Origin of the sequence: Streptomyces hilarionis (genome assembly GCF_024539675.1) — a bacterium.
Lineage (GTDB): Bacteria > Actinomycetota > Actinomycetes > Streptomycetales > Streptomycetaceae > Streptomyces > Streptomyces hilarionis.
The window spans coordinates 17,939-28,058 of the sequence record NZ_JAHHIT010000128.1 but is presented as its reverse complement, the minus strand read 5'-3'; the positions used below and the strand labels follow the sequence as shown (position 1 = coordinate 28,058).

Sequence of the window (10,120 nt, the reverse complement as noted above, 5' to 3'; positions counted from 1 at the left end):
CGGGTCGGTGCCCAGCTGGACGCTGCTGTTGGCGGTGACGTTGACCGTCATCCCGAACATGCCGATCGGGGCCATGAGCAGGGCGAACATCCACAGCGAGGGGGCCGTGGAGGCCACGATCTCCATCGCGCCGAAGGCCACCGCGCCCCCGGCCAGCACCCGCATGCGGGCCGTTCCGCGCCGGGCCGCGAGCAGGGCGCCCGCCAGGGAGCCCACCGCCATGAGCGTGTTGAAGAGGCTGTAGGAGCCGGCGCCCGCATGGAAGACGTCGTCGGCGAAGGCCGACAGGTAGACGGGGAAGTTGAACCCGAAGGTGCTGACGAACCCGACCAGGACGATGGTCCAGATCAGGTCGGGCCGTCCGGCGACGTAGCGCAGGCCCTCGCGCAGCTGCCCCCTGCCGCGCGGGGCGCGCTCGACGACGTGCAGCTCGCGCGAGCGCATCAGCAGCAGACCGGCGAGGGGCGCGACGAACGACAGGCCGTTGAAGAGGAACGCCCAGCCGGTTCCGACGCCGGTGATCATCACGCCGGCCACGGCGGGGCCGATCAGCCGCGCCGACTGGAAGTTCGCCGAGTTGAGACTGACCGCGTTCTGGAGCTGGTCGGGGCCGACCATCTCGGAGACGAACGTCTGCCGGGCCGGGTTGTCCAGCACGGTCGCGAGGCCCACGGCGAAGGCGGCGACGTAGACGTGCCAGACCTGGACGTGGCCGGAGAGGCTGAGGACGGCGAGCGCGATGCCGGTGAGGGCCATCGCCGACTGGGTGAACAGCAGCGTGCGGCGCTTGGGCAGGCGGTCGACCAGGACGCCGCCGTAGAGGCCGAAGAGCAGCATGGGCAGGAATTGCAGGGCCGTCGTGACGCCGACGGCGGTGGCGGAGCCGGTGAGGCTGAGGACCAGCCAGTCCTGCGCGATGCGCTGCATCCAGGTGCCGATGTTCGAGACGACCTGGCCCAGGAAGAACAGGCGGTAGTTCCTCACCCGCAGGGAGGCGAACATCGAGGACCCGCGGGCGGGTGGAGGGGTGGGCGGGGTGTCGTGGATGGCCGGTGCGGGTGCGGAGTCTGCTCCGGGTCCCGTACTCAACAGGTTCGCCTCCTCGGGGACGGTCTACAGGTGTGCGAGCTTCTCCAGCACGGGGGCGGCGGCGCGCAGTTTCGCCCACTCGTCCTCGTCGAGGCCGTCGACCAGGGTCGCCAGGAAGGCGTTCCGCTTGGCGCGGCTCTCCGCGAGCATGGCCTCGGCCTGCTCGGTCTTGGTGACGACCTTCTGGCGGCGGTCCTCGGGGTGCGGCTCCAGCCGGACCAGTCCCTTGGCCTCCAGCAGCGCGACGATGCGGGTCATCGAGGGGGGCTGCACGTGCTCCTTGCGGGCGAGCTCGCCGGGGGTGGCGCTGCCGCACAGGGAGAGGGTGCCGAGCACCGACATCTCGGTCGGGCTGAGCGACTCGTCGACCCGCTGGTGCTTGAGCCGGCGGGACAGCCGCATCACGGCTGAGCGGAGGGCGTTCACGGCGGCAGCGTCGTCGCCATGGGTGAGGTCAGGCATCTCTTTAGGATAACTCATTACTCTGGCTAAACAAGCTGGGGCGCGCCGGGATTCCCGTGACCCTGGACACGGAAACCCCGCCATCACTCGAACGGGTGAGTCGGCAGCGGAAAGCGGCCGGACTGCGCTACGGGCCCGCGACCCTCGTCTCATGGGGACCAGTGTGCTCAGCCTGCGGATAGACGAGGAGCTGCTCGAGCGGCTCCGCCGGCATGCCGCCAAACGGGGGATGAGCGTCCAGGACTATGTCGTCCAGACGCTCATCCGGGATGACTTCGACGAGCGGTTCAAGACCGCGATCGACGAGACGGGGAAGTTCTACGGGCTCACCTGAACCCGTCCCGCGCTTTCGCGACGGGAACGGGAACAGGGGCTCGCATGCGCCGCGCCATGGGCGGGACGTCGGGTCCGGCGCAACGGGGACCGGGAAGTCGGGTCCGCCGCAGCGGGACCGGGGCTCGGGCCGGCAGCGATGCGACCGGGGCTCAGGTCAGGCCGAGGGCCGGCATCAGGTAGTAGAAGACGAACACCGCGGAGACCACGTACATCGGCACCGGGACCTCCCGGCCGCGGCCGGCCACGAGACGCAGCAGGACGAAGGCGATGAAGCCCATCCCGATGCCGTTGGTGATCGAGTAGGTGAACGGCATCATCACCATGGTGATGAAGGCCGGGATGGCGATGGTGTGGTCGGCCCAGTCGATCTCCTTGACCGAGCCGGCCAGGATCAGGAAGCCCACCGCGAGCAGCGCCGGGGTGGCGGCCTGGGACGGGACCATCGTGGCCACGGGGGTCAGGAACAGCGCGACGGCGAACAGCGCGCCGGTGACGAGGTTCGCGAAGCCGGTGCGGGCGCCCTCGCCGACGCCGGCCGTGGACTCCACGAAGGCGGTGGTGGCCGAGGAGGAGCTGGCGCCGCCCGCGGCGACCGCGAGGCCGTCGACGAAGAGGACCTTGTTGATGCCCGGCATCTCGCCCTGCGCGTTGGTCAGCTTGGCCTCGTCGCTGACGCCCATGATCGTGCCCATCGCGTCGAAGAAGCACGACAGCAGGACGGTGAAGACGAACAGGACGCCGGTCAGCACGCCGACCTTGCCGAAGCCGCCGAACAGGCTGACCTCGCCGAGGAGCCCGAAGTCGGGGGTGGCGACGGGGTTGCCCGGCCACTCGGGAGTGGTCAGACCCCAGGAGGGCACGGTCGCGACCGCGTCGATGATCAGCGCGAGGACGGTCATCGCGACGATCGAGATGAGGATCGCGCCGGGCACCTTGCGGGTGATCAGGGCCAGGGTGAGGAGCGCGCCCAGGATGAAGACGAGGACCGGCCAGCCGTTCAGGTGACCGTCGGCGCCGAGCTGGAGCGGGACGGTGGTGTGGGCGGCGTCGGGGATGCGGCTGACGAAGCCGGAGTCGACGAGCCCGATCAGCATGATGAACAGGCCGATGCCGATGCTGATGGCCTTGCGCAGGCCGAAGGGGACCGCGTTCATCACGCGCTCGCGCAGCCCCGTGGCGACGAGCAGCATGACCACGAGGCCGGCGAGCACCACCATGCCCATGGCGTCCGGCCAGGACATCCGGGGCGCGAGCTGGAGCGCGACCACGGAGTTCACGCCGAGGCCTGCGGCCAGCGCGATGGGCACGTTGCCGATCACGCCCATGAGGAGCGTGGTGAAGGCCGCCGTCACACAGGTCGCGGTGACCAGCTGGCCGTAGTCCAGGTGGTGGCCGTACATGTCCTTGGCGCTGCTGAGGATGATCGGGTTCAGCACGATGATGTACGCCATCGCGAAGAAGGTGGCGAAACCGCCGCGGATCTCCCTGGGCAGGGTGCTGCCCCGCTCGGAGATCTTGAAGTAGCGATCGAGGGCGCCGTGGGCGGACCTGGCTCCCGGCTCGTCAGGGGCGGGGATCTTGGCGGGGGCCGAGGTGGGCATGTTTTTGGCGTTTCCTACGAAGAGAAGTGGTCAGCATCAAACCGTTTCAGTATGAACATATGACGAGGGGATCGGCCATCTCCGCGCGTAGACGTGACCACCTCGTAAGCTGTGCCCCATGGCGAAGTGGACACCCCAGCACGAGGCGCCGGAGCCCCTGGAGGGCCCCGTCGTCGCCACCATCACCGGCGGCACGATCCTCTGGTTCGTCCTCTTCCTCGTCCAGCTCCCCTTCTACGGCTGGTTCGACGACCACGGCCGGACCTGGTGGGTGTGGACCTGCCTCGCGGGGGCCGGCCTGGGCCTGATCGGCATCTGGTACGTCCGCAGGCGCGACGCGGCGATCAAGCGGGCGGCCGCGACCGGGGAGACGGCGGCCGCCGAGTAGCGGCCCGCCGGACGACCACGCCCGCCGGGCAGGCGAGCGGCGGGCATGCGGGCGGTGGGCACGCGAGCGGGGGCAGCCGTACGACCCTCGTAGCATCCCGGCCCCCCTCCCCGTCCTCCCCAGGTCGGATCTTCGCGGGCTTCAGGGGGTGAAGCCCCAAAACCGCACGTACCGTCGATTCCATGGCCCACACCGACGCCCCCGCCCTCGCGCCGACGGCGACCGGTCTGACCGCCGCCGAGGTGGCGGACCGCGTCGCGCGCGGCCAGGTCAACGACGTGCCCGCGCGCAGCAGCCGTTCCGTCGGCGAGATCGTCCGGGCGAACGTCTTCACCCGGTTCAACGCGATCATCGGCGTCCTGTGGCTGGTCATGCTCGCCGTCGCGCCCATCCAGGACAGCCTGTTCGGCTTCGTGATCCTCGCCAACACCGGCATCGGCATCGTCCAGGAATGGCGGGCGAAGCAGACCCTGGACTCCCTCGCGGTCGTCGGCGAGGCCCGCCCCACGGTCCGCCGCGACGGCAGACCGGTCCAGGTGGCCACCTCCGAACTCGTCCTGGACGACCTCATCGAGATCGGCCCCGGCGACAAGATCGCCGTGGACGGGGCGTGCGTGGAGGCCGACGGACTGGAGATCGACGAGTCGCTGCTCACCGGCGAGGCGGACCCCGTCGTCAAACGGGCCGGCGACCAGGTCATGTCGGGCAGCTTCGTGGTGGCCGGCGGGGGCGCCTTCCAGGCCACCAAGGTCGGCCGCGAGGCCTACGCCGCCCAGCTCGCCGAGAAGGCCTCCCGCTTCACCCTCGTCCACTCCGAGCTGCGCTCCGGCATCTCGACGATCCTCAAGTACGTCACCTGGATGATGGTCCCGGCCGCGATCGGCCTCGTCGTCACGCAGCTCTTCGTCAAGAACAACGGCTTCCGGGACTCGGTCGCCCGCACCATCGGCGGCATCGTCCCGATGGTGCCCGAGGGGCTCGTCCTGCTCACCTCCGTCGCCTTCGCGATCGGCGTGGTCCGGCTCGGCCGCAAGCAGTGCCTGGTGCAGGAGCTCCCGGCCATCGAGGGCCTCGCCCGCGTCGACACCGTCTGCCTCGACAAGACCGGCACCCTCACCGAGGGCGGCATGGACGTCACCGCGCTGCACACCCTCGACGGCGCCGACGAGGGCTACGTACGGCAGGTGCTCGGAGCGCTCGGGGAGTCCGACCCGCGGCCCAACGCCTCCCTCCAGGCCGTCATCGACGCCTTTCCGCCCGCCGACGGCTGGCGCTGCACCAAGTCGCTGCCGTTCTCCTCGGCCCGCAAGTACAGCGGCGCCGCCTTCGACGAGGGCGCGGGCGAGGACGAGGGCGCGGCCGAGGGCGGGAGCGGGACCGCGGCCGGCGGCGGGAGCGAGGGCGCGGCGGCCGGCGGGAGCAGCACCTGGCTGCTGGGGGCGCCCGACGTCCTCCTGGACGACGACGATCCCGCCCTCGGCGAGACCGAACGGCTCAACGAGCAGGGGCTGCGAGTGCTGCTGCTGGCCCGCGCCGCCCACGGACTCGACGACCCCGAGCCCGCCCGCGGGGCCCGGCCCGTCGCGCTGGTGGTGCTCGAACAGCGACTGCGGCCCGACGCCGGCGACACGCTGCGCTACTTCGCCGCGCAGAACGTCCAGGCCAAGGTCGTTTCCGGCGACAACGCGGTGTCGGTGGGCGCGGTGGCCGCCAAGCTCGGGCTGGACGGCGCCGCCGTGGACGCCCGCCGGCTGCCCGCGGACCGGGACGGCATGGGACGGGCGCTGGACGAGGGCACGGTGTTCGGCCGGGTCACCCCGCAGCAGAAGCGGGACATGGTGGGCGCGCTGCAGTCCCGCGGGCACACCGTCGCGATGACCGGGGACGGCGTCAACGACGTCCTCGCGCTGAAGGACGCGGACATCGGCGTGGCGATGGGCTCGGGCTCCGAGGCCACCCGGGCGGTCGCGCAGATCGTGCTGCTGGACAACAGCTTCGCGACCCTTCCCTCGGTGGTGGCGGAGGGCCGGCGGGTCATCGGCAACATCACGCGGGTGGCGACCCTCTTCCTGGTGAAGACGGTCTACTCGGTGCTGCTGGCCCTGCTGGTGGTGTGCTGGCAGGTGGAGTACCCGTTCCTGCCGAGGCACCTGACCATGCTGTCCACGCTCACGATCGGCATCCCGGCCTTCTTCCTCGCCCTCGCCCCCAACACCGAGCGGGCCCGGCCGCACTTCGTGCGACGGGTGATGCGGTACTCCGTGCCGGGCGGGGTGATCGCGGGCGTCGCGACCTTCGTGACCTATCTGCTGGCCCGTCACCACTACACCGGCCCCGGCTCGCTGGAGGCGGAGACCAGCGCGGCCACGCTCACGCTGTTCCTGGCGTCGATGTGGGTGCTGGCGATCATCGCCCGCCCCTACACCTGGTGGCGGGTGCTGCTGGTGGCCTCGATGGGCGCGGCGTTCCTGCTGGTCCTCGCGGTCCCGTGGCTTCAGCACTTCTTCGCGCTGAAACTGGTCGGGCTGACGATGCCGTGGATCGCGGTGGGCGTGGCGGCGGTGGCGGCGGTCCTGCTGGAGTTCACCTGGCGCTGGGTCGACCACCGCTTCCCGGACTGATCGCCACGCGGCCGGCCCGGGTGCCCGGACCGGCCGCGCTCAGCTGCTCTACGTCACCTGACGTCGACGAAGTCACCCGCGGCGCTGACCGCCGGGGTGGTGGAGGTGCCCGCGAACACGAAACGGTAGTAACCGTCCACGGACGCCGTGACCGTGGTCTTCAGACCGCCGGTGGAGCTGGACCTGACGGTCTTGAGGGTGGTGTAGACGCTGCTGCCCTTCTTGCGGAACTGCAGCTTCACCGACTGGGCCGAGTAACCCGCGTACTTGTTGGTGTCCCAGTTCGCGCGGGTCAGCGCGCCCGTGACGGTGAGGGTCCTGCCCTTCTTCACCGGCTCGGGGGCGGCGTCGGCCGTCAGCTTCGCCTGGCGCTGCACGTGGATGGTGCCCGCGTCGGCCTTCGTGGTGAGACCGTCGGCGTTGATGGCTGCGGCGCCGATCTTCCACGTGCCCGCCACGGTGTTGGTGAGGTCGGCGAACTCGGTGCTCCTGGGACGGAACTGGATGGTGGCCGTGCACTTGAGAACCGTCGGCGAGGACGCCGTGCACGTACCGGGCTCGTCGCCCATCCAGACGTGGTCGTCCGGGGTGGACTCGTCGAGAGCATTGCCGCGGTAGAGGACCGGGAAGGTGACGAAGGAGTTCGCGTTCACACCGGCGGCCTTGGTGACGGTGTAGGTCGCCGGGACCGTGACCTTCGTGGTCGGGCCGACGACCACGTTCTTGCCGCCGTTGACCTTCACGCCGGAGAAGGTGACGGCGGGACCCGCCGGGGCGGCCTGCGCGGCCGGAACGGCGAGGGCGGAGAGAGTGACGGCGCCGGTGGCGGCGACGACGAGAGCGCGTATGCGCATGTGCGTTTCCCCAGATGGAGAGAAGTGATCTCGGGGCCTGTTGACCCGTCGGGTCAGATCGCCCGCGCATCCGCCGCGTTGTACGGCGGAAGGTAAAGAAAGTCACCGCTGTCGCCGCCGGTCACGCCGGCTCGCGAACGACCCGTCACCGAATCCCGCTCAAGTCCCTTACCCGCAAGGCCAGTTGTGGCAGTATCGGCTGGCATGTCGCCGTCAGCCGCCTGGTCGTCCGGGCCTCGTCGCCGTCCGTTCGTGTGCGTCGTGCTGCTCGCCGTGCTGGCGGCGCTCGGCGTTGGGGTGAGCGATGCCGGCGCGGCGTCCGCCGCCTCGGCGGGGCCCACGGCCGCGGCGACGCCCGACCGCGCCCGCTACGACGTCGCCCTGCGCGCGGACGCCGACGGCGGCCACTGGACCGGACGGCAGCGGATCTCGTTCCGCAACGCCTCCGCCGAACCCCTGCGCGAGGTGTACCTCCGGCTGTGGGGCAACGGCGAGGACGCCTGCGGGACGCCCGGCGCGCTCTCCCCCGTCGTCGTGTCGCACGTCTCCGGCGGCACGCCGGGGCCCCTGACCGTGGACTGCACGGCCCTGCGCATCGCACTGCCCGAGCCGCTCGCGCACGGCGAGCGGGCCTCCGTCGCCTTCGACGTGTCCGTCACCGTGCCCGACCGCAACGCCCGCTTCGGCCGTGAGGGCGCGTTCCGCTTCCTCGGCAACGCCCTGCCGGTCCTCGCCGTGCACGACGCGAAGGGGTGGCACCTCGACCCCTACGTGGCGCTCGGCGAGAGCTTCTACGCCCTGGCGAGCGACTTCAGGGTCCGGCTGGACCACCCCTCGGCCCTGAAGGTGCCCGCGACCGGCCGCACCCGCACCCTGCCCGGCGACCCCGGCCGCACCGTCACGCTCAGCGCCGCCGACCGGGTGCGGGACTTCGCCTGGGCCGCGGGCCCGTTCCACTCGGCGACCGAGACCACGCCCGGGGGCGTGCTCGTCAGGTCGTACTGGGCGGCGGGCACTCCCGACGCGGGGGTGCGGCTGACCCGTGCGGACGCCGTCGCCTCGATCGACCGGTTCGGCGGCGAGTTCGGCCGCTATCCGTACGGCGAGCTCGACGTCGTGATGACCCCCGGGTTCGGCGGGGGCATGGAGTACCCCGGCCTGGTCCTCCTCGGCACCACCGAGGAGGGCGGCGCCGTCGTCCACGAGGTGGCGCACCAGTGGTGGTACGGGATCGTCGGCAACGACGAGTACGCCGCGCCGTGGCTGGACGAGAGCTTCGCCCAGTACGCCAACGCCCGCTTCCAGGGCTGGGACACGCGCGAGTGCTGGGCGGACGTCTCCTGGCCCGACGACAGCGCGGCGCTGACCGCCTCGATGACCTACTGGTCGCAGGAGCGCGGTCAGTACCACCTCGTCTACACGGCCGGCTCCTGCGCCCTCGCCGACCTGGAACGCACCCTCGGCGCGGCCACGATGGGCCGCCTGCTCAAGGAGTACGCCCGCGACCACTGGTACGGCGTCTCCACCACCGAGGACTTCGTCCGGGCCGCCCAGTCCCTGACGGACGTCGACCTCGGGCCCTTCTGGGCGGCCCACCGCATCCGGTGAGCCGTCATCTCATCGCACGTCGACGAAGTCGCCCGCGGCGTTGACGGCCGGAACCGTCGGGTTGCCCGCGAAGGTGAAGCGGTAGTAGCCGTCCACCGAGGCCGTGACCGTGGTCTTCAGCCCGCCGGTGGCGCTGGACTTGACGGTCCTGACCGTGCTGTACGTGCTGCTGCCCTTCTTGCGGAACTGGAGCTTCACCGGCTGGGCGGCGACCCCGCCGTACAGACCGGTGTCCCAGTTGGCGCGCGCCAGCTTGCCGGTGACGGTGAGGGTCTTGCCCTTCTTCACCGGCTCGGGGGCGGCGTCGACCGTCAGCCTGGGCCCGCGCCTGAGCGTGACGTTGGCCAGCGCGTCGGCCTCGGTGTATCCGACCTTGGTCCAGTCGACGTCGTCGGATCTCGGGTCGACGTCGTTCCAGTCGATGACGTACCCGGCCGCCTTCCAGACCGTGGCGTCGACGTTGTCCAGCTCGGCCGGCGAGATGTCGATGGTGCCGGAGCAGGTGGCGACCGTGGCGGTGGTGTCGGTGCAGCTCGGCGCGTAGTCGCCGATGAGGGTCTTGACGGGGTGGGCGAAGGTGCCGCGGTGGAGGACCAGGTCCAGCTGGACGTCCTCCGCGCCGAGGTTCACACCGGCGCCGTGCGTGATCTTGAACGTGACCGGCACGCCGGCCCGGCCGTCGGCGCCGACCGCGACGGGCAGGCCCTTGTTGACCCTGACGCTGCCGAACGTGACGTCCAACGGGTACGGAACGCCACCATCGGCGGGACTCGCACCGGTGAAGGCGCTCTTGCCGGCGAGGGCCGCGTGCAGGGCCTTCAACGTGTCGACGGAGCGGTGCGAGCCGCCCTCCACGCCCCCCACGGCCTGCGCGGCCGGAACGGCGACGGCGGACAGGGCCATGGCGCCGACGACGGCGACCACGGTGGCACTTGTGCGCATGCGATTCCCCCGGTGGTGAGAAGTGTCCCGGTCCTGGGCGTTCCCTGCGGCTCGCCACTGCGCGGGGTCCATGTCGGTGGAGCCTTTTGGCTCATGCGGTGAGATGCGAGGTTGCCCCGAATGGTTGTGCGGGATCCGGGACTTCAGGGAAAAGGCCGGCCCCGCAGCGACGAAGTCGACCCCTCCCCCCTTTGCGTCACTCATCGGGTCGGCCGCGGC

Annotated in this window: 9 protein-coding genes; 4 read left to right on the top strand and 5 right to left on the bottom strand. The window is 71.1% G+C overall.

Annotated elements, in window-relative coordinates; all coding sequences use genetic code 11:
* Both KMS84_RS27845 and KMS84_RS27840 read right to left on the bottom strand, forming a co-directional pair.
* The coding region (locus KMS84_RS27845; protein ID WP_256919213.1) for an MFS transporter at positions 1–1,089 on the bottom strand (1,089 nt) is incomplete at its 3' end.
* A 24-nt stretch (positions 1,090–1,113) separates the two neighbouring features.
* Positions 1,114–1,551, bottom strand: a complete 438-nt coding sequence (locus KMS84_RS27840; RefSeq protein ID WP_256919212.1) for a MarR family winged helix-turn-helix transcriptional regulator — start codon at positions 1,549–1,551, stop codon at positions 1,114–1,116.
* Positions 1,552–1,702: 151 nt separating this feature from the next.
* Here KMS84_RS27840 and KMS84_RS27835 point away from each other — a divergent pair, with 151 nt between their 5' ends.
* Positions 1,703–1,885, top strand: a complete 183-nt coding sequence (locus KMS84_RS27835; protein WP_256919211.1) for a ribbon-helix-helix protein, CopG family — start codon at positions 1,703–1,705, stop codon at positions 1,883–1,885.
* A 151-nt stretch (positions 1,886–2,036) separates the two neighbouring features.
* Here KMS84_RS27835 and KMS84_RS27830 read toward each other — a convergent pair whose 3' ends face one another.
* Positions 2,037–3,488 (bottom strand): NCS2 family permease, encoded by a 1,452-nt coding sequence (locus tag KMS84_RS27830; RefSeq protein WP_256919210.1) that lies wholly within the window; start codon positions 3,486–3,488, stop codon positions 2,037–2,039.
* A gap of 118 nt (positions 3,489–3,606) precedes the next feature.
* Here KMS84_RS27830 and KMS84_RS27825 point away from each other — a divergent pair, with 118 nt between their 5' ends.
* Both KMS84_RS27825 and KMS84_RS27820 read left to right on the top strand, forming a co-directional pair.
* Entirely contained in the window at positions 3,607–3,876 is a 270-nt protein-coding gene (locus tag KMS84_RS27825; RefSeq protein ID WP_256919209.1) for a DUF2530 domain-containing protein, read from the top strand.
* A 182-nt stretch (positions 3,877–4,058) separates the two neighbouring features.
* Positions 4,059–6,497, top strand: coding sequence for an HAD-IC family P-type ATPase (locus KMS84_RS27820; RefSeq protein WP_256919208.1), 2,439 nt, complete (start codon positions 4,059–4,061; stop codon positions 6,495–6,497).
* A 53-nt stretch (positions 6,498–6,550) separates the two neighbouring features.
* Here KMS84_RS27820 and KMS84_RS27815 read toward each other — a convergent pair whose 3' ends face one another.
* Positions 6,551–7,351, bottom strand: a complete 801-nt coding sequence (locus tag KMS84_RS27815; RefSeq protein ID WP_256919207.1) for a hypothetical protein — start codon at positions 7,349–7,351, stop codon at positions 6,551–6,553.
* A 204-nt stretch (positions 7,352–7,555) separates the two neighbouring features.
* Between KMS84_RS27815 and KMS84_RS27810 the strand changes: the two genes are divergently transcribed.
* Positions 7,556–8,959, top strand: coding sequence for a M1 family metallopeptidase (locus KMS84_RS27810; protein ID WP_256919206.1), 1,404 nt, complete (start codon positions 7,556–7,558; stop codon positions 8,957–8,959).
* Positions 8,960–8,968: 9 nt separating this feature from the next.
* Here KMS84_RS27810 and KMS84_RS27805 read toward each other — a convergent pair whose 3' ends face one another.
* Positions 8,969–9,901, bottom strand: a complete 933-nt coding sequence (locus KMS84_RS27805) for a hypothetical protein (protein ID WP_256919205.1) — start codon at positions 9,899–9,901, stop codon at positions 8,969–8,971.
* Between the last annotated feature and the right edge of the window lie 219 nt (positions 9,902–10,120).